We start from the raw sequence: 18267 nt of genomic DNA on the forward strand, positions 1-18267 counted from the left end.
GCTTCGGGGACGCACTGCCCCCGGCCGGGGTGTGCTTACCTTCGGGCGATCCACGTCCCAGCGAGCCGGGTGAGGCCATTGCCGGTGGCACGCACTCACCGCCGCGCCGTCAACCACGACCGTCCAGGTTGCGTGCGACGGGCGTTCGCTCGGCGGGCTCACAGCATCGCGCACCCAGCCCCGCGAACCGACGCGAACGGCGTTGCGGGATGGCGTTATGCCTGATCGACCGCGGGCTCGCTGAGCAGCGTGCAGCGAGCGTCGGCGCTGGCGTTCTGGAACACGTGGTGGACCTTCGACGGCGGGACGGCGTGGCCGAGCATGTTCGAGAGCAGTCGCACCATGAGCTGCTCGGGGTCGGCGTTCTCGAGTGCGATCCGCGCGCCTGTTCCGTCGCCGCGCAGGTAGGCGTGCACCGCGATGACGGTGGCGAGCTGGCCGGCGATGGGGTCGCAGCTGTGGCGCCACAGGTGCAGGACCAGGTTCTCGGCCGCCAAGCGCGCGGTGTCGTCGGGGACGGCGAGCAGGGCGTCGCGGAACGGCAGCGTGGCGAAGGTCGCGGCGAGATCGACGATGGCGTCGTCGTCGGCGGGCAGTTCGCCGTGGGCGGCGGCGCGGATCGCGGCGTCGGCGCGGGCCAGGCGGGCGTGTGCGGCGAGGTGCCAGTGCTGGTCGATGGCGGCGGATTCGGCGGCGTCGGCGATGCGGGGCTGCAGACGGGAGCGGAGATGCTCCGGTGCGGGGGTGAACCGCGCCGCGAGGTCGTCCCGGGAGGCGGCGATGGTGTGTCCGGCGGCGACGGCGGCTGCCGCGGCTGCGGTGGTCGCGGGGTCGGGCAGGACAGCAGTGCGCTCGGGGTCGAGGTAGGAGCGCCAGTGCGCGCCCTCGGCGATGGCTGGCACGTGCACGACGTCGACGTCGGTGAAACCGTGCTCGGCCAGCAGTTCGACCACGGTGTCGACCTCGGCGCGCAGCGGCAGCGAGTCGTCGCTCGTGGCGTCCTCGTCGATGGTGCGGACGAGGATGCCGGTGACGCAGAGAATAGGCAGGTCGCCGCATTGCCGGTTGAACTGCAGCACGCAGTCGTCGGCGTGGCTGGTGAGGTGGGTGAGGTCGATTCGGATGAGCGGGCCGGTGGTGACCGAGCCGTCGTCGTTGGTGAGCGTGGTGATCAGCATCAGGGAGTCGTCGGGAACGAAGCCGATGAGCGCCGGGATGCTGGCGACGACGGCGGTGGTGCTGGCGAGAGTGAGGGACATGAACGTCCTTCCCGAGAAGAGGGTGCAAGGGCTGTCGGCGGGGACCGGGTTGGGATCAGTGGCCGAGTTCGGTGCGTAGCGTCTGCGCGGCGGTGTGGGCGATCCACGGGGGCGACGGCCGTCGGACGTCGTGGCCGGAGGCCGGGACGAACCCGTTGACCACGACGCTCCAGAACTCCGGCCATGGCTCGATGTCGCTGCGTTCGCTGCGGTAGATGACGATCACGTCCTGCCCGTCGGTGCGACGGGCGTGCGCGGTGATCCGGATCGCGACTCGCATGCGGTCGCGGCGCTGCACGGTCTCGTCGTAGAGCAACGAGACCGGTGTCGCGGGCAGCGCGCGGCACAGCTCGACGAGGACACCGCGCGCGACGTTCCAGGCGCCGTAGTCGTCGAGGCCGCCGCGACGGGAGATGTTGCAAGCGACCGACTCGGGCAGCACCTAGGAGCGACTCCAGTCGTAGGCGCTGAACCACAGCTGGTTCTCGGGCATCTGTCAGGCCTCCAGCGTGCTGTCGCGGTCGATGAGATGTTCCGGGCCCGCGCACACCGCGAAGCGGGCGTCGGGTTCGTCGGGGTCGGCCATGATGCGGCGGCCGCCGAGTTCGGTTTCAATCAGCCGGCACGCCTGCTCGTAGGCGGAGCCGATCTGGTCGGCGGACGTGTGGACGGTGAAAGTGGTCACGAGAACCTCCGTGTCGGGTGCGGATGACGCGCCCGATCAGCACGCCGGGACCCCGGCGCCTGATCGGTCGGCGCGGCCGAGTGACGGAAGGTCGGCGCCGGGGCCCGGGTGTGCTTTCCTGGCAGCGAGCTTCCGCGCCGAACACGACGTTCTCGGAGTGTCTCGATGGCCCAGGCGCGGGGACCTACCGCGGCTGGCGTTTCGTGGCCGGCTGGCGCGTGGTGTGATCGCGGATGACGTGGGATGTCGTGGTCGTGAAGGACCTCGGCGTGGCGACCGTCGTCGGGCACGTACACGAACGAGGCGGGATCGTCGATGTTCTCGGTGGTGAAGCACAGCATGTAGTGGGCGCCGGCGGTGCGGGGATCGCTGCAGATCTTCTTGGCGTCGGCGACGGTGACGCGCCAGAGAACGCGTCGGCGGGTCGGGGTGGTGTGTTTGCTGGCGATGAACACCAGCGCTTCGTCAGACGGCACGGGATTGTCCTTTCCGGATTGAGCGGATCGTCAGATGCGGTTTCGCGGCGACGCGCTGACCGGGCGGATGCGCAGCGGCGGCGTGAGCAGGTAGCAGGCGGCGGGGTGGCCGTGGAGGGTGACGACGTCGTAGCGGGTCAGCCAGACCGCATGCCAGCGTTCGGCGGGGGCGCCGAGGCGCCGGTCGACGTCCGCGCCGTGGACGGCGTCTTCGTCGATCTTGTGGGCGCTGGTGCGGTAGTGGCTGCGGCGCCCGGCGACCATCGGGCAGGCCGTGGTGGTGTAGGCGGCGCAGTGCGGATGCAGCCCGGGTTCGGTGCTGGCGCAGCGGGCCAGGTCGGACTCGCGCACGAGCAGGACCAGGCGGTCGGCGAGCGCGCGGCCGCAGACGCCGCAGAGCCGCCGGTGGATGGCGGTGTGGGTTTTGGCGGCATCGACTGCGCCGAGCAGATACCGGCCGTCGGCGGTGCGGGGCGTCACCCAGGGGACGATGAGACCGCTGAGGACGGGCAAGTCGGCCAGGGCCGCAGGAATCGGTGGTGTCGTCTCGGCGTAGTCGGGAGGGGAGGGCATGACGGTCCCTTTCCGGCCGGGCGCGGGGGCAGCCGCCGCGCCCGGCCAGCAGTCGAAGAGCGTGCGGTTCAGGCGTTGAGTGCGGGTGCGACGACGCAGACGCAGTCGTCGAGGTCCTCGCCGCAGGTGAAGCAGGAGACGCCGGCGAGCAACCGGAAGCACCAGGATGGGCAGGGCTGGTTGTCGGCGGCGCAGAAAGGACACGCGCCGCACGCGAGGCACAGTCCCGTCTCGGGGTCGACGGCGTCAGCCACGCCGCAGTAGAGACAGCCCTCGTCCTGTCCCCACCACGCGGTCTGGCCGGGGTGCAGGTCGAGGTAGTCGCGGTTGGAGTACCAGATCTGGTTGTCCCAGTGCCCGGCGCGCTCGTTGAACAGGTAGCCGTGATCGGGGTAGCGCGGGTTGACGGTCAGGATGACCACCTTGTTGAACGTGCCCAGCCAGGACTCGATGCGCCGCCGGGTGGCGGGGCGATCGAGGGCGAGGAACCGCTTGGCGGAGAGGATGTCTTCGGCGGCGATGCGGGTGTCCGACCGCGGATCCCACCGGGAAGGGCGCGCCTTCTCCGGCAGGACTCCGTTGTGGGCCAGCACGGTGCGGGGATCGCCGCCGATCGGGAACGGGTGGATGTTGTCTTCGGTGACCGGGCCGTGGGTGGCGAAGCGGCTGTGGAACAGCGCGGGCTGGTCGGGGTGCAGGCCGCGCAGGGCGGCGAACTCGTCGATGACGGCGGCGGCGTTCATGCCGCGGCCGGTGATGATGCGGTCAGCCTCGACGATGGCGTAGCCGTGGCCGTCCTTGTTGTGCACGGCTCCGTTGGCCAGGGCGGTGGTGTCGGGCTGGATCCCGGCGGGAAGGTAGGTCAGCATGCACATGCCAGGTCCTCCAGTTCACGGGTGAGCGGCGCGTACTGCGGGCGGGTGCGCAGCCACTGGGTGAAGGCGCCCCAGATCCAGCCGGCGGCCTGGGTGATGTCGGGGACGGTGAGGTCGCGGGTGTAGGCGACGGAGGCGTCGGCGAAGGCGAGTGCGGCCTGCACGTGCTGGATGTCGAGGCTGGAGGCGAAGACCCGCAGCTCGAAGGTGTCGGCAGGCTGGGTGTTGATGGCGCAGCTGCGCGGCCCCCAGTACTTGCCCTTGCAGGCGTCTCTGATGTTGTGGCGTTCGGAGTCACGGAACGCGGCGTAGCTGCTGGAGCGGCGGGCGAGGGTCTGGACGTCGGGGGCGTTGCGGTAGACGAACTTCATCCACCGGAATACGTGGCAGGGGCCGGTGAAGGCGGCGCGGCTGATGTGGACGTGGAGTCCGTTGCCGTCGCCGCTGCAGCCGGCACGGTCGAGCTGTTGCAGCAGGTGCCAGGGGAAGGAGTCGAGGGCCCAGCGGTAGGCCATCGGGTGGGTGACGAGCTCGAACCCGTAGTCGATGGACATGTCTTCTTTGAGGTAGCCGAGTCCGTTGAGGGTGTCGACGGTGTCGTCGATGCGGTCGGGCAGGTGCCCGTGCGGGACGTTGATTTCCAGTTCGAGGCCGAGGTAGCGGGGGCCGATGCCGTGGAAGACTGGTGTGGGCTTGTACCCGTAGCTGTGCAGGGCGTCGAGGTCGTCCTCGTCGTCGCAGTGGTCCTCGCAGTAGTTTCCGCTGTCGATGAGAGTGGTGCAGACGTCGCACTCGACGTAGTCGAGTCGGCTCGCGCAGTTGTCGCACAGGTCGCGGCCGGTCTCGGTGCTACGTAATGCGTCGTCGTAGAAGGCGCAGTGGTCACAGAGGTCGAAGCCGTCGAGGCAGTTCGGGCACAGCTGGCGGTCGCCGGTGGCGTAAAGCGGTTCGTACAGTCGCAGCGGCACGAGGCCCGAACACCGGTCGCAGGTGAAGGAATTGTCCGCCTCATCGAGAGCGTGATTCCGGCACAGGAAGCCGTCGCGGATGAGGATGTCGCACTGATCGCAGCTGCGGTAGCGCTCGGCGCGCTCGCAGTAGTCGCAGATCCGGCCGTCGCCGTCGGTGACCGAGGTGACGTCGGTGATCTGCCCGCATCCACTGCACTGGTGCAGAGCGCGCACGCAGTCGTCACAGACGGCCAGGGTGGGGCTCAGGTAGAACGGCGTCGGGGTCGTGCTGCCGCAGTCGCCGCAGCGGAGGATGTCGTCGACAGGTGTGGTCATGGTGATGGCCTTTCGCGCTGAAGACGTGAAAAAGCGCCTCCCGGCGGGAAACCGAGAGGGGCGCATGGATAAATGGAGAGCCGGTAGCGCGGTGTTGGGTGTTCGGCGCGCACCGCGCTACCGGCCCTCGGGGACGGTGTCCCGGCCGGGTAGGGAGGTCCCGGCCGGGACACCGAGCTGAGAAGTGTCAGCGGGCTGGGACCGTCCGGCTCGCGTAGTCGCGTGTGGACGGTCGTCGTTGTTGCTGTGGTGGCCTCCTGGGCCTCGTCGGTGTGCGGGACGCGACGCGGTCGAGCGCCCGCGGGCCCGGGGCGTGAAGCCCGGCGGGCTCGTCCGGCCGGTGTGAGCCGGCGGTCGGAGACGCGCGTGGGCGCGCGGTGCCGCGGCGCCGGTTCACCCGCGCCGGATGTGGCCGGGCGCCGGGTTCAGGCGCCCCGGGACTGGGGGTGCTGTGCTCTCGATGACCCGCATGGCCGACGATGCTGGGAGTTGCCACCTGCCCTGCTTGGATTCGATGTCCTGGCCCAGGGTTGACGTCAGTTCGGGACAGCCATCGTTTGTGTCGTAACGGTTTCCCGGTAACTACTTCCGGCGGCGCAGACGGGCCGAGATCGACGTGAGTAGCGTCGGGAGGAAGTACAGCAGTGTGATCGACCCGATCACGGCGACGAAGATGCCGACGATGGTGACCGTCAGTTCGAGATAGTGCAGCGGTGCTGCGGACGCGGTGGGCGCGGTGTTCGTGCACGTGGAATCGAGAGTGGACTGCATGCGATGGGCCTTTCGTTTCAGCGGGGAAGGTGATGTCCATTCAGGAGCGTCGGAGATGGCTCAGAAGTCGGGCGCGGACGTGGTCAGCTCGGTGCGCAGTTCCTGGGAGATGGTGGCGAAGTCGGGGTCGACAGTGGCCGGGTCGATACCGTTGCGGTGCATCGCGTGGATCAGCTGGCTGAGCTGGTTCGGTCGCGGATCCTTGGCGAAGATCGCAGCGGCGGAACTGCCGTCGTGGCGCAGGTAGGCCGTGGTGGCGACCAGGGCGGCCATGTCAGGTGCGTACCGTTCGAGGGCGTGACGCCACAGGTGCAGCCACAAAGCGTGCGCGGCCGCGGCTCTCTCGGCGGTGGCCTGGGTGAGGTGGATACTGCGCAGGCGGAGACTGCAGAGGGAGGCCAGAAGGTCGGCGATCACGTGCTCACCGGTCGGCAACTGGCTGCCGGTGGCGGCGGTGACGGCATCGTCGATCCGGTCCAGGCGCCGGCGCAGGCGCGGGCGGTCGTCGGCAAGTTCTTCTCGCTCGACCTCGTCGGTGATCGGGTCGGCAAGGGCGGCGATGCGGCCGCGGGTGTCGGCAGGGCGGGGAGGAACTGCTGCAGGAATTCGTCGCGGCTGCGGTAGACACGGTTGCCCAGGGCGATGACGTGCGCGGTCATCGGGGAAGTGGCGGGGTCGGTCAGGGTGCAGGTGGGCGACGACGTAGCCGGGGTGGCGGACCACGGTGTCGAGGTCGAAGCGGGTGACCGGGCCCATGCGCGCAGTGCCGTCGCCGCGGGCGGTGGCCGCGACGAGGACGAGCGAGTCGGCGGGCACGTATCCCAGCGTGGCTGGGATCGGCGGCGAGAAGGTCGGCGTCGGTCAAGTACATGGCTGCAGGCATGGGAAACCTCACGAGGGATCGGCGGATTGGCGTGTGACGGGCAGGGACTGCGGTGGGTGGGGAGGCGTTGCGCGGCAACCGTGCACGACGGTCAATTCCCTTCAATGGGCTGGATGTCCGCGCCGGGCGCGGCTGACCAGCCGCCCTCGGAGCACGCCGAGGCCCCGGGATACTCCGCACCCGATGAACATGGCGGGTGGGCTGGGCCCGGAGCCCGGTGCGCTGTCCTGATGGCGGGCCAGCGCGCCGGTCGGCTACGCGCCGCGGGCCTCCACTACTTGATCCAGTGCTTGAGCGGCCCGGCGCAGGAGCGCGTCGAGTTGCCGGTGAGTGCCCTGGATCACGGCGACGCCGGTATCGTGGTCGCCCACGAGTGACGCGATCTGGCCGTCGGGAACGACTTTGGCGCCCACGTCGTCTCCCGGACGCGCGACCTCGATCACCGAGTCCGGTGGAACATCAACGTAGCTGTCACTCCTCGGCTTCCCCGTGCTTCGGACGCAACGCTGTTACCGAGAGGACTGAGGTCGTCCGGGTCCGGTGCCGTCGGCGGATACGTCGCAGTTCCGCCGGGTCAAGCGGCGGGTCGGTGCGCTCGGCGACGTACCGGATCAACGGCGCGACCGGCCGCGGGCGGTCCTGGGCCAGCAGAGTCAAGGCCGCGCGGGAGGTGTCGTCGGATCGGTGCGTGGTGGCGTCGGCCTCGTTCCACAACCAGCCGTCGAAGAAGTACCGGCCGCTGGAGTCGGGCCGGATGCGGTCGATGTGGGGCGTGCTCGCCGGATCGTCGGGGTCGATCGCGGCGTCGTCGATGACGAGCAGGTCGGCGCCGTCCCAGCGAAACCTCAGGTGGTCGAAAGTGGCTTCGACGGAGATGGCGACCCATTCGGCAACAGCTCGGCGAAACCGGGGTGTCACCGTATAGAACTGTTGGTCCCCGTCGGTTTCGGCGATCAGCTGCGGCTCACCGAGTCGAGCGGGAAAGGCAGGCTGGCCATCCCCGCTGACAAGCTGTTCGTCGGCGCGGACGGCATTGTCGTCGTGCTGATGCACATCCTTGGACATGACGATCACCTCTCATGTCTCAAATGGACAGTGATGTTGAGGGAGCACGTCAGGTGCCCCGTTTACTCGTAGCGTCAGGCGTTCGCGAGATTGGCGCGCAGGGCGCGCCGCGCGGACCGGATGCGATCACCTCGGGCGTGGCGTTCTTCGCTCCTCAGCGTGTGCGCGGCCGGGCCGCGGCGCGGGTCGGTCGGTGAGGACGCGCCGGTGCTCGCGGCCGGTCGCGATGCCGTCGCGGATGGTTCTGCTCAGCTCGTCGTGGTCGAAGTCTGCGACGCCGAGGTGCCGGCGGGCGGCGTCGGTGAGGTGCTGGGTGATCGTGGCGGCGCTGATCCAGCCGTTGCCGAGTAGCTCGCCGAGGGCAGCCGCGGCGGCGAACACAGTGATGTGGCGGTGGCCTTCGGTGGCGGTGGCGACGTTGCGGCACTCGGCGTCGACGGCCGCCTGGACGTAGGCGGTGACCCGGCGGCTGGTCGCTGGAAGCGGCGACGGCGGGGCCGCTTCCAGCGGTGGCAGAGGCAGGGGTGTGAGGGCGGCGACCAGCCAGCCGGGCAGGATCGCGACGGGCAGGTTCCAGGTGACGGTGTAGGGCACTGGCACGCCGCGGACGGTGGCCAGCGATCCGGGTGCGGCGACGAGTGCGCCGGGGCCGCGGGTGTCGACGTGCCAGCCGAGCCCGCGGCCGCGGGCGCCGACGGTGCTGCGCAGCCGCGACCCGGGCGGCCGGTAGAAGTACCGGTGCTCGCCGCCGCGTGGGGTGGCGACGGTGAAGGTGTCCACCGGGTCGGGCTCACCGGCCAGCTGGGCCAGCAGCGCCAAGACGTCCCGGCCATGGGTGACGTCGTGGCGTGCCCACTGTTCGGGGACCCGCCCGTGCGCGGCGTCGAGGTCCAGCACCAGCAGGCCGGCGGGCCCGCAGCTGATCCCGACGTTTTTTCTGGATTTGTCGGGCCACCACCTGTGGATGGTCTCTTCGTCGGTGGTCGCACGATTTTCCCACCGTTTGATGGCGGGGATCTTGGAGTAAGGGTGCAGGGGGAAGACGTGCCAGCCGCGGCGGGCGGCGTCGAGTGCAGCAGACCGGAATTCGTTGTCAGTCATCGAATCGTTCTTTCCAGAGGCCCGATTCCAGACGTTGAGCGGGCCTCAGTGTTGGTGGCGCGGAGGAAGCTGGGGGATGCCGAGATCGGTCAGGGAGCCGGTCGTTGTTCGAGCGGTGCGATCGAGGCTGAGGAGTTTGGCGTTCGCAGCAGCGAGACTGGTTTCCAGTCCGCGGACTTCGCCAAGCCAATGGTTCTGTTTCGCCTCGGCGATGCGGTCGGAGAGGTTGCGGCTGATAGCGACGAGACGGTGGCGTTGCTGGGGATCGACTCGCAGCATCGGGCATCGGATGCAGGCATGTTCGTGCTGGCAAGGACTTCCGTAAGGGCGGCCGCAGGTTCCAAGTTCGAGCTTCCGGAGTTGGAAATGCTGCTCGAACTCGCGCCATTCATCGCTGGTTGGTTCGCGGTATTCGGCTTCGGGACGGACAGCACGGCGGTTGTCGAGGAAGGAGCGGTAGGAGCGGACGAGGTCGTCTTGGAAGACAGCAAGGTAGGACTGAGTGGTGGCTACCGAACTGTGGCCGAGCAGCCGCGCGGCGATGTGCACTGGAAGCCCGCCGGTGACCGCGTCGGTGGCGAAGATCCGGCGGAAGTCATGCGGAGTGAAACGCAGCGGTTCTCCTGCTGCGTCGCGGAGTTCGGTTCTGGCGACGGTGTCGCTGAGCAGGCGCTGGACGGTGTAGTAGCTGAACACGCGCCAGTTGTTCCCGATCCGTCGTTGGAACAGGTGCGGCAGGGCGGGGCCGTTGATCCGGTCGTGGATGTCGTAGCGGGCGGTCAACGCGACGGTGCTGCCGTTCTCGCGTCGGAGCCGGGTGATGATGGTCGCCAGGACGCTGGCCAGCTCGGGGCTGACCAGCAGCAGCCGCTCCTCGTTGCTCTTGGAGGGAACGATCTGCAGTAGTGGGACGATTTCGCCGGTGTCGGGCAGCGGATAGGTGACCAGCGCCAGGTGGGTGATCTCGAGGAGTTCCTCGATTCGGACGCCGGTGTGGCGGAAAGTCTCGATGATCGCCCAGCTCCAGAACGCGTCTTGCTCGCTCTGGATCAGGTCGCTGCGGGCGCCGGTGCCGACGTGCTCGACGGCGAGCCTGTTGTGATTGCGATGGCGGGGGTTCTTCTTCAGTTCGTCGACGGGAATGATCCGGCGGTAGAGCTGCCCGTCGTGGGTGAACAGTCCTTCACCGACGATCACACGGCCCGCGGTGAGCAAGGCCTGCTGGTGCGCGAGGTGACGTTCGGCGGTGTCGACGAGAACGTGCAGCTGCGGTAGCCGTTCGCGGACGCGTTGGTGCATCTGCGCGGTGGCTTGTTGCCGGGCTTTGACGATCCCGTTGGTGTCGCCGCGCCGGATCGGGCAGCGGACGGCCCAGCGCGCCCAGCTCGCATCGACATGAGCCCATTCCTGGATGTCGAGGTAGAAGGCCCGGACGGCAGTGAATATGTCCAACACGCTCTTGCGTGGCCGGGTCTGGCCGTCAGCGGTGCGGATGACGGCCAGGCGTTCCTTCCAGGCGGTGGCGACGGTGTCTGGCAGGTCGAGGCTGTCAATGCCCGGGTGATGGCGCTCGATGTCTGCCCAGAACGTGCCCGCGAGCGCCCCGGCGATTCCGCGCAGAGAGGCGTAGTCCACCTGTGGTCGGCGCTCCTCGAGATAGGCGATCAACACCTGGCGGATGCTGTTGCTGCGGATGCCGTAGAAGTCGACGAGCTCGCTTGTGGACCGTTGACCCTGCCGGTTCATCGTGAACATCGCCCGGTCGGAGTCCAGCACTCCGGCCTCGCGTAGCAGATCCCAGGCGGTGTTGATGCCCTCAGGCTTCTTTTGGCGTCCGCGGTGCCAGTCGCGGAACTCGAGCAGATCCTTCGCGCAGAGGTGTTCGAGGTCCTTGCCGGTGTGCAGCACGACCTTGACCAGCGTGTTACTTGCCGCCGCGTAGTGCCCGACCGACATCGTGGGGATCTTGGCGGCGCTGTCGGCGAGGCGGGCGAAGAGGTCGACACTGAACACGCGGGGCGCCACCTCGAAGAGGGTGTATGTCTTGCAGTGGAGGAAATAGTCGTAGCTGGGCTGAATGATCCGTGCGAGGAACAGCCAGTTCATCCCGGCCCGGAACTCCGCGAGCGAGGTTTCACGGTCGCGGGGATCACCCTCGGCTGCCTGGTCGACCCAGCGGGAGTGGTGGTCGCAGCCTGCGGAAGCCCACTGTTGCTGCCATCCGGTACCCGGCATGGCGGACAGCCAGTGCAGCATGCGAGCTGCTCCTCGCAGCCGTCGTCCGGGGGAGCTGCGGTCCGGCTCAGACCAGCGCGGCAGAGTCGGCAACATGCGCAGAATATCTTCTGTAGCAAGAAGATCGTGCGGACCGGCTGGATGGCCGGGGCAGGTTACGTTGTGGTCGATCTGGCTGGTGGTCGGCGCAGAAGGAACCTCTGTCATCGGGCAGCCTTTCCGAACAGCACGGCAAGGTCGTGGTCGTCGTAGCCGGCCGCGGCGACCGGTGCTGGTTGTCGTTGCTGATCAGCGTGTCTGGAGAAGTGCTGGTGTACCCGCCGGACGACTTCGGCCTCCTCCTCGACGAGGTAGACGTCTGCGGTCGTACTCAGATGTGCGTGTCCGAGGATGACCTGAACGTCGCGCAGCGACAGGGACTCGTCGCGGCTCATCCGCAGCGCCGCGGTATGCCGCAGGTCGTGCATCGACCAGTTGCTGCCCAGCGTGGCGTTGACCCGTCGGAAAACCGCCCGCAGTGCCTCATAGTTCAGGGGTTGGCGAACCAGGCCAGTGCCGTGATCGCGTCGCCGTAGCGTCTGCCACAACGGCTCAGTGGGCTCCAACGGTGCGCCGAGATCAGCCAGATAGCAGCGGATCCAGACGAACGCCTCGGCACTGGCCGGCAGCCACTGGCGCGCGCAGGTTCCCTTGCGGGTCACCTGAATGAGCTGTTCGCCCCAGTCCAGGTCTGCCGGCCGGACGCCCAGCAGCTCGGCCGCGCGTGCGGCGCTGCTCACCGCGACCGCCAGGATCGCGCGGTCGCGATTGGACCGCAGAGCGCCGAACAGCGCGAACCACTGCTCGTCGGTCATCGCGCGCGGCATCCGCTTCGGGATTTTCGGGTTGTAGCGCAGCTGTCCGTCGGTGCGCCATTGCTGCAGCGGGTTGTGGTGCGCGTTCGGACGGGCACCGCGGCTGCGCCGCAGCGGTACCGGATTGACCAGGGGGCCTTGCGCTTCGCCGAGGTCGAGCCAGAACTCGTAGAACGACCGGATCACGGCATTGGAGTGCCGGATGGTTCGAGGTTTGTAGCTGTCGTCAAGGTACTCCTTGCGTGTGACCGGATTGACCGTGCCGGCTGTCGCTGCTGACAGCGTGCGGTCTGCCTCACGCCGCTTGGCTGCCTGTTGCAGCCACAACACCAACCCCCGGACTTCCGCGGACGTCGCCTTGTCCCACGCGACGTCAACGAATACGAGCCACCGCCACCAGCGCAGCAGTCCGTATGCGTAACTGCGGACCGAACCGGGACTGTTTCCGCGCGCGACGAAGTCGACGAGAAACTGGTGTACCGGCGTCACCGGCTCGTCGCTGTCGTCCAACAGCAACCACGGCACAACGCCGTCAGCGGCAACAACCCGACCCCAGCGAGGCAGCACTGCTGGGTGTGCGTCGGCCCGCCCGGCCTCATGGATCTCCATCCGACCTCCCGATCTTGACGATCTGGGAGTCCTACCGGCCGGTCGGCAGGTTGACGGCAAAGCCATCGGCGTGTCGTCCGTTAGTCCGGTCAACAGGTTGCACGTCGGGTAGCGGGTCCACCAGCGGCGGATGCGGTCGGGATCGCAGGTTGCTCGTTGCTGCCAGTCGTGAATGGCGGGCCGCTTACTGCGGGGGGCGAGCGGGAACACCGGCCATCCGCGCTCGGCGGCGTCCAGCGCGGTGTGGAGGAGTTCGCCGGGGCAAGGGACGGCGTCGACGGGGCGGTGCCTGGCGCTGTCGGTGCTGGTGCGGTGGATGTGCTGGAAGATCGGCGGAAGGTTTGGATGCATCGGCGAAACTCCGTTCTGCGCCGTGGGCACGCCGCGCGGCGCGGGCGACGAGGAGGACAGCGACGGCAGGGGCGGGCCCGGCAGGAGGTGGGCGGGCCCGCCCCTGTCCGGCGACGTCGGGGGTGGCGTCGACCGGCTAGATCGCGGCTCCGGCCAGCTCCGCGGCGTCGACGCCCAGATCTGCCGCAGCGCCGGTGCCGTCGGAGAGTTCCTGCGCGGCGCCGTCGCCCAGCTCACTCGCGCTCTCGCGGTCGTGGGTCGCGTCGCCGATCTCCGCATCCACGTGCGAATCGCCGTCGCTCGGCTCGGCCGTGTCGGAGCCGCCGGCGGTGGTCTCACCGAGCGCCGCGGCGATGACGTCCCGCTCGCTCTGCGGTTCGATGATCTGCCGCTCGACGCCGGAGGCCGGATAACCGGCGCCGACGAGCGCGGTCATGTACTCCTGTGCCGCCTGCTGCGGGTACCGCCACGCGTTGCGCGAGAGCGCGTCCTCCATCGCGCAGAACGTGAGGAACATGTCGTAGACGGTTGCCTTGCCCGGCGTGGATGCGGTGGCGACCTTCTCGGACAGGTCGGTCACCGTGCTGCCGACGGGCATGCCGAGCAGCTGGCGTGCGAGGGCGTGGTTCTGGTTGAACGCGCGGCGCAGCTCGTAGCCGCCGTGGGCCTTCTGCTTGGCGAGGAACAGCTGCGCGCCCTTGGGCGCGGTCTTGCGCTGGGCGAACTCGGCCAGCCATTTGCGCCGCGGCTTTTCGGAGGCGTCGATCAGCTCGTTGTTCTTGCGCACCCATCGGCGGATGATCCGCGCCTCGGTGCGGGCACGTTCGTCGGCGGCCAGCGCGGCCCGCGCGGCCGCGAGGTCGTTCTCCTCACCGGTGGCGGCGCCACCGTCGTCGCCGGCGCTGGGCGTGCCGGTGGCGCGGGGTGTGAGGTCGACACGCCCGGTCGGGGCGTGGCTGAGCGCGTGGCCGTGGGCCCGGAAGTCCGCGCAGCCGTAGACGGCCACCGGAACGCGATCGCCCTTCTCGTCGTGGTGGTCGTCCTCGATCCAGGCGCCGTGGCCGGGGCAGGATGCGTGGTCCTGCGCGGTCAGCGTCGTGTAGGGCGCGTCCTCGGGACTGGGGCGCAGCCGATCGAGCGAGCGGGCCTGGCCGGCGTCGGGGGTGAGGCTGCCCTCGAAGATCGTGACCCGGGTGGCGGTCAGCTCCCTGGTGAGCTTCGCGACCAGGGCGGCGAGCCGCTGTGCCGCGGCGTGTTCGTCGCGCTTGGCCTGGGCGAACACCTGGAAGTTGTTCGGCTCGGTGCGCGCGATGCGGATCAGTTCCGTGGCGGTCTCGCGGTCACCGGCGTTGTCGAACTCGGCGACCACCCCGGCCTGGACCAGGTCGAGGTCGAAGCGTTCGGTGGCCTTGAGCGCCAGCTCGCTCTCCCCGGCCTGCAGCACCTGCTTGACGTAGGCGGTGCCGTTCTTGCCGCGGGCGAGCTTGCGGGCGATGCCCGCGGGGGTGAGGTTGAACGCGGCCAGCTGCTGGATGGCCCGGGCGTTGTCGCCGAGGGTCAGCGGCTTGCGGAGGTCGTTCTCCTCGAGCTGGCGGACGATCCGCTCGATCGTGGCCTTGCGCTCGTCGGCCGGCGGTGGGGTCTTCATCCAGACCGGCAGCTTGACGCCCGCTTCGCGGGCGTTGTTGAACCGGCGCTGCCCCTCGGTGATCATGACGATGCCGGTCTCGTAGTTGCGGTAGCCGTTGGTCGCGGTGTTGATGCCGTTGTTCTTGAAGTTCGCCGTGGTCGCCGGGTCCGCCTCGGCGTTCTCGGTGCGGACGTTGTCGGCGAGCAGCGCGTCGGCCGGGTTGATGTGGATGATGGTGTTGATCTCGGCGTCCCATTGCGCGTGCAACGCCGCCAGTTCTTCCTCCGACAGCGCGGCGAGCGAGTTTTCGCTGGGCGCCACCTCGACGTCGTCGGGTTCGGTGACGGCGCCCTCGAGGTCGGACGGTGCGAGCTCGACTTCCGGTGTGACGGTGTCGGCTTCGTCGGTGCGCTGGGTCGGCAGATCCATCGTGCTGGTCACACGGGCTCCTTCACACGGGCCGGCCGGTCACCGGGGAACTTCGGTGACCGGCCGCGAATCCCGCACACCGCGCCGTCCTCGATTGCCGTTCAGGTGTGGAGAGAGGCGATGTGCGGGTGTCCCGGTCGGGACGCACTCGCCCGAGCGGGGCCGCTCGCGTCGGCGGCAAGTCCGCCTACCTGCTCAGCCGCAGCTGAAGTTGCGAGTGCGCGGGCTTCCGCCGGCGCCAGGCTCCGCTAGAGTGCGTCGGCCCGACCGGAACACCAGCACCGCCCTCCTCCGATCTGCCGCGCGTTCCTTCTCCGCTTGGCCTTTCTTGTTACGACTCAACAGCGCGCAGACGCCCGCCGAAGTCGGCCTCACGGGTCACCGCGGAGCGGGAGTCCGCAACAGCTGATGAGCGCGCTGCCGGCCTGCGAGGATGTAGTGGATGGCGGCGATGCTCGGATGTGGCCAGTCGTCCAGATCGGCCAACGTCCAGGCCAGACGCAAGCACCGCGTGGCGGTGCGGATCGACAGATGGCCCAAGTCGACAGCGTCATCCAGCTCGCGTATCGCGTTACGAGGAACCCCGGCGACGGCTTGCGCGTACCTGGCTTCGGCACCGGGCTCGGGTGTGGTGCCCCACCGGCGGCGTGCCCGTTCGCGGGCGCGGGTGACGCCGTCACGGACGGACGCCAGCGACGGCAGCGACGGATCCGGGGCGGCAACGGTGACCTGCTGCACGAACAGGTCGGTGCGGGCCAGCAGCCAGCGCGGGATCCGCGCGAGGTAGCGGGCCCGCTGCGCGGCAGTGCAGCGGCAGTCGGCGACTTGGAGGCACCTGCCGGGACAGTCCTGCGCGGTGAACACGATCCGTGCTCCGGCCGGGCGGGACACGCTGCCTCCCGCGGTTGCGATGGTGACGGTGGCGTCGGTCAGGGCCGGACGCAGTGCGTCGACGGTGGGGGCGGAGAACTCGGGCAGGTCTTCGACGGTCAGGACACCGCGGTGAGCCAAGGTGAGCAGGCCGGGCGTGCCGGTGGACCCGAGGATCGAGGTGATCGTGCTGTCGGGGTGCAGGGACTGGCTGGGTGGGCGGGTGTGCAGTCGGTCGTCGGGGAGCGGTTCGCCGGCCAGGGAATGCCACCGGCTGACCTCGAGGACTTCGGTGTCGGTGAGGTCGGCCAGCAGCGCGCGGATGACCCGCGGCAGCAGCAAGGTCGAGGTACCCGGCGGTTGCGGGCGGCTTGACCGGCGGGGGTGTGATCACTGAGGGCGTTGAGGACAAAGGCGCGCTGGCCGAGGAAGAACGGTGCGGTGTGTCAATAGCCCGAGGGCGGTAACTCGTCGGCGGGTGGCACTCAGCGTGGCGTTGTCGACGGTGTGCCTGGGGTGGCGCGATGTGCCGTCGGTTCAGCCGTAGAGCCAGGTCATCGACGCGGCGAGGCACTCGGCGGCGGTTCCTGCGCCGGCGGCGGACAACATCGCCGCGCCGCGCACGATGATCTCGGCGTCCACCGGGTCTCGGGCGAGAAGGTCGGCGATCACGGCGTCGGCGCCGGCGTCGGCGGGGTCGATGACGAGCGCCAAGTCCGGGTCGTCGAGGTAGCTCGGCCCACTGGCGGGTTGGCTCGGGTCGGTCATGGTGGTCCTCTCGCAGAGGGCTCGCGGTCAACGGAGCGGTCGGCGGCCGGGGGGTTCGTGGTGCCGTCGCTTCGGAACCGGTCGGCTCGGTGCCGGGAAGGTCCGTCGCGATATCGCCTGTGCCAGTGGGAGGTGCGGCACCGGGCATCGGAGGATGCCGGTGGCGTAGGCGATGGCGACGGCGTGCGCGCGGTTGCGGGCTTTCAGTTTGGCGAAGATGTTCTTCATGTGGGTGCGGATCGTCTCGGGTGAGCGGTGCTGCTTCAACCCGATCTGGATGTTGCTCAGTCCCAGCGCGACGTCTTCGAGGATCCCTCGTTCGATGTCGCTGAGAGCTGATGAGCGGGGCATGATCGAACCTCCGAGGATGAGCACGAACGAGAAGAGGGGCTGGCCGGGGCAGCGCGGCACGTGCGCTGCCCCGGCCAGCCCGAACCGGGGTTCGGCTCGCCCAGGGGGAAGGTGTGCCGAACTCGGGGATTCCCGGCTCATTCAGTTGGCCTCGCGCGGGAGTGGTGTGCGGACTACCCGAGGCCGGTAATCGGTGCTGGGGTGGCTAAGGGCGCGATCCGGCGACGCGCGCAGCGAGGTGCTGGAGTTCCCGGTCGAGGGCGACACCTTCGGTGCGCTGCTGGAGCAGCACGCCGAGGGCGCCTGCGCCGGGTGCGGCGGTGGCGTGGGCGAGCGCGTAGGCGGCGAAGTGCCGCGCACGTCGGCGCAGGGCGCTGGCGGCGATGAGCGCGGCGAGCTTGGCCCGGATCGTCCGGTCGACGGCGCCGCGGTGGAGCGCCATCCACAGCTGTTCGATACGACGGAGATCCAGATCGACGGACGGCATGAGCAGCGGTGCGTAGATGGTGTTGTCGCGCAGCGCGCAGGTGACGGCGAATCCGTTCTCGTTGTCGGGGAACTCGCCGCGGGTGGCGTCGTCGATGGCCTGCTCGACGATGTCGTGGGTGTGGTCGTCGCAGCGCACGAGCAGGGGCAGTACGGCGCGGGCGAAGCGGCCGAGGCGGGTGGGGATGGTGTCGCCGCGGTCGGTGAACGGCAGTCCCCAGGGCAGGGCGGCGTCGGCGACGATCCGCAGGGGCGGGGTGAGGTCCAGGGGTGTGGTGGTGGGGAGGATGGCGCTGATGCGGTGCGGTTCGCGGTAGTCGCGCAGGATGGCGCCGGGCTGGGTGTGCGGGGTCCAGTAGCAGCCGGCCACGGTGTGCCCGGCGGGCCGGAGCGCGGCCTCGAGGGCAGCGATCGCGGCCCGGTGCGGCAGCTGTCGGGGCTCCTGGCGGTCGCCGACGACGACGATCAGCAGGTCGGCGTTGCTGCCGGTGGGGAGCTGGTCGTGGATGTGCTTGGCGATCGCCGGGGTGTGGAGGGTGGTGATGTCGGCTGTGGGGAATGCCAGGACCGCTGGTGTGACCGGGTCGGTGGAACGGGTGGGGAAGCCGATGACGAACAGGGTGTCGGAGCGGGTGTCGGGCAGGAAGCCGATCGCTTCGCTGGGGGTCAGGTAGCTGGTCACGGTGAAGGGGCTCCCGTCGCTCAGCCCT

Annotated in this window: 19 protein-coding genes and 1 pseudogene; all 20 read right to left on the reverse strand. The window is 69.3% G+C overall.

What is annotated here, in order from left to right:
• Positions 1–215: 215 nt before the first annotated feature.
• The 20 genes and pseudogenes from QQ657_RS01955 to QQ657_RS02055 all read right to left on the reverse strand — a co-directional run bounded on the left by QQ657_RS01955 (position 216) and on the right by QQ657_RS02055 (position 18239).
• Positions 216–1259 carry a DUF4192 domain-containing protein gene (locus tag QQ657_RS01955; protein ID WP_284740265.1) on the reverse strand — a complete coding sequence of 348 codons (1044 nt, stop codon included), beginning with the start codon at positions 1257–1259 and terminating at the stop codon, positions 216–218.
• A 55-nt stretch (positions 1260–1314) separates the two neighbouring features.
• On the reverse strand, positions 1315–1701 hold the full coding sequence (locus tag QQ657_RS01960; protein WP_284740266.1) for a hypothetical protein: 387 nt from the start codon (positions 1699–1701) through the stop codon (positions 1315–1317).
• A gap of 54 nt (positions 1702–1755) precedes the next feature.
• Positions 1756–1944, reverse strand: a complete 189-nt coding sequence (locus QQ657_RS01965) for a hypothetical protein (RefSeq protein ID WP_284740267.1) — start codon at positions 1942–1944, stop codon at positions 1756–1758.
• On the reverse strand, positions 1941–2420 hold the full coding sequence (locus QQ657_RS01970; protein WP_284740268.1) for a hypothetical protein: 480 nt from the start codon (positions 2418–2420) through the stop codon (positions 1941–1943). Before QQ657_RS01970 ends, QQ657_RS01965 begins: the two co-directional genes overlap by 4 nt.
• A gap of 30 nt (positions 2421–2450) precedes the next feature.
• On the reverse strand, positions 2451–2993 hold the full coding sequence (locus QQ657_RS01975) for a hypothetical protein (protein ID WP_284740269.1): 543 nt from the start codon (positions 2991–2993) through the stop codon (positions 2451–2453).
• Between the two features lie 68 nt (positions 2994–3061).
• Positions 3062–3868, reverse strand: a complete 807-nt coding sequence (locus QQ657_RS01980) for a class II glutamine amidotransferase domain-containing protein (protein ID WP_284740270.1) — start codon at positions 3866–3868, stop codon at positions 3062–3064.
• Positions 3856–5154 (reverse strand): hypothetical protein, encoded by a 1299-nt coding sequence (locus tag QQ657_RS01985; protein ID WP_284740271.1) that lies wholly within the window; start codon positions 5152–5154, stop codon positions 3856–3858. The genes QQ657_RS01980 and QQ657_RS01985 overlap by 13 nt, the downstream gene beginning before the upstream one ends.
• Positions 5155–5736: 582 nt before the next feature.
• The gene (locus QQ657_RS01990; RefSeq protein WP_284740272.1) at positions 5737–5925 is read right to left on the reverse strand and encodes a hypothetical protein; all 189 of its coding nucleotides are present in this window, start codon (positions 5923–5925) and stop codon (positions 5737–5739) included.
• A 60-nt stretch (positions 5926–5985) separates the two neighbouring features.
• Complete coding sequence (locus QQ657_RS01995) at positions 5986–6762, reverse strand: DUF4192 family protein (protein WP_350310629.1); 777 nt, start codon at positions 6760–6762, stop codon at positions 5986–5988.
• A 300-nt stretch (positions 6763–7062) separates the two neighbouring features.
• Positions 7063–7251, reverse strand: a complete 189-nt coding sequence (locus QQ657_RS02000; RefSeq protein WP_284740273.1) for a hypothetical protein — start codon at positions 7249–7251, stop codon at positions 7063–7065.
• Between the two features lie 28 nt (positions 7252–7279).
• Positions 7280–7873: a hypothetical protein gene (locus QQ657_RS02005; RefSeq protein WP_284740274.1), complete on the reverse strand. Its 594-nt coding sequence runs from the start codon at positions 7871–7873 to the stop codon at positions 7280–7282.
• A 126-nt stretch (positions 7874–7999) separates the two neighbouring features.
• Positions 8000–8974, reverse strand: a complete 975-nt coding sequence (locus QQ657_RS02010) for a bifunctional DNA primase/polymerase (protein ID WP_284740275.1) — start codon at positions 8972–8974, stop codon at positions 8000–8002.
• 45 nt (positions 8975–9019) lie between these two features.
• On the reverse strand, positions 9020–11230 hold the full coding sequence (locus QQ657_RS02015; protein WP_284740276.1) for a tyrosine-type recombinase/integrase: 2211 nt from the start codon (positions 11228–11230) through the stop codon (positions 9020–9022).
• Between the two features lie 182 nt (positions 11231–11412).
• Positions 11413–12672, reverse strand: a complete 1260-nt coding sequence (locus tag QQ657_RS02020) for a tyrosine-type recombinase/integrase (RefSeq protein ID WP_284740433.1) — start codon at positions 12670–12672, stop codon at positions 11413–11415.
• A 102-nt stretch (positions 12673–12774) separates the two neighbouring features.
• Positions 12775–13023: pseudogene (locus tag QQ657_RS02025) on the reverse strand (bifunctional DNA primase/polymerase); the annotation flags it as partial.
• 136 nt (positions 13024–13159) lie between these two features.
• Complete coding sequence (locus QQ657_RS02030; protein ID WP_284740277.1) at positions 13160–15094, reverse strand: hypothetical protein; 1935 nt, start codon at positions 15092–15094, stop codon at positions 13160–13162.
• A 366-nt stretch (positions 15095–15460) separates the two neighbouring features.
• On the reverse strand, positions 15461–16294 hold the full coding sequence (locus QQ657_RS56610; protein WP_350310621.1) for an ATP-binding protein: 834 nt from the start codon (positions 16292–16294) through the stop codon (positions 15461–15463).
• A gap of 195 nt (positions 16295–16489) precedes the next feature.
• Positions 16490–16720, reverse strand: a complete 231-nt coding sequence (locus tag QQ657_RS02045; protein ID WP_284740278.1) for a hypothetical protein — start codon at positions 16718–16720, stop codon at positions 16490–16492.
• 27 nt (positions 16721–16747) lie between these two features.
• Positions 16748–17095, reverse strand: a complete 348-nt coding sequence (locus QQ657_RS02050; RefSeq protein WP_284740279.1) for a response regulator transcription factor — start codon at positions 17093–17095, stop codon at positions 16748–16750.
• 181 nt (positions 17096–17276) lie between these two features.
• Positions 17277–18239, reverse strand: coding sequence for a DUF4192 family protein (locus QQ657_RS02055; protein ID WP_284740280.1), 963 nt, complete (start codon positions 18237–18239; stop codon positions 17277–17279).
• Positions 18240–18267 lie beyond the last annotated feature (28 nt).

It is taken from the genome of Amycolatopsis ponsaeliensis, from assembly GCF_030182635.1.
GTDB lineage: Bacteria > Actinomycetota > Actinomycetes > Mycobacteriales > Pseudonocardiaceae > Amycolatopsis > Amycolatopsis ponsaeliensis.

Coding starts and splice junctions, on each gene's coding strand:
- QQ657_RS02045 (WP_284740278.1), bottom strand. CDS start 16,720: ATGACCGACCCGAGCCAACCCGCCAGTGGGCCGAGCTACCTCGACGAC.
- QQ657_RS01980 (WP_284740270.1), bottom strand. CDS start 3,868: ATGTGCATGCTGACCTACCTTCCCGCCGGGATCCAGCCCGACACCACC.
- QQ657_RS01955 (WP_284740265.1), bottom strand. CDS start 1,259: ATGTCCCTCACTCTCGCCAGCACCACCGCCGTCGTCGCCAGCATCCCG.
- QQ657_RS01985 (WP_284740271.1), bottom strand. CDS start 5,154: ATGACCACACCTGTCGACGACATCCTCCGCTGCGGCGACTGCGGCAGC.
- QQ657_RS01990 (WP_284740272.1), bottom strand. CDS start 5,925: ATGCAGTCCACTCTCGATTCCACGTGCACGAACACCGCGCCCACCGCG.
- QQ657_RS02005 (WP_284740274.1), bottom strand. CDS start 7,873: ATGTCCAAGGATGTGCATCAGCACGACGACAATGCCGTCCGCGCCGAC.
- QQ657_RS02020 (WP_284740433.1), bottom strand. CDS start 12,672: ATGGAGATCCATGAGGCCGGGCGGGCCGACGCACACCCAGCAGTGCTG.
- QQ657_RS02015 (WP_284740276.1), bottom strand. CDS start 11,230: ATGCTGCACTGGCTGTCCGCCATGCCGGGTACCGGATGGCAGCAACAG.
- QQ657_RS01975 (WP_284740269.1), bottom strand. CDS start 2,993: ATGCCCTCCCCTCCCGACTACGCCGAGACGACACCACCGATTCCTGCG.
- QQ657_RS02010 (WP_284740275.1), bottom strand. CDS start 8,974: ATGACTGACAACGAATTCCGGTCTGCTGCACTCGACGCCGCCCGCCGC.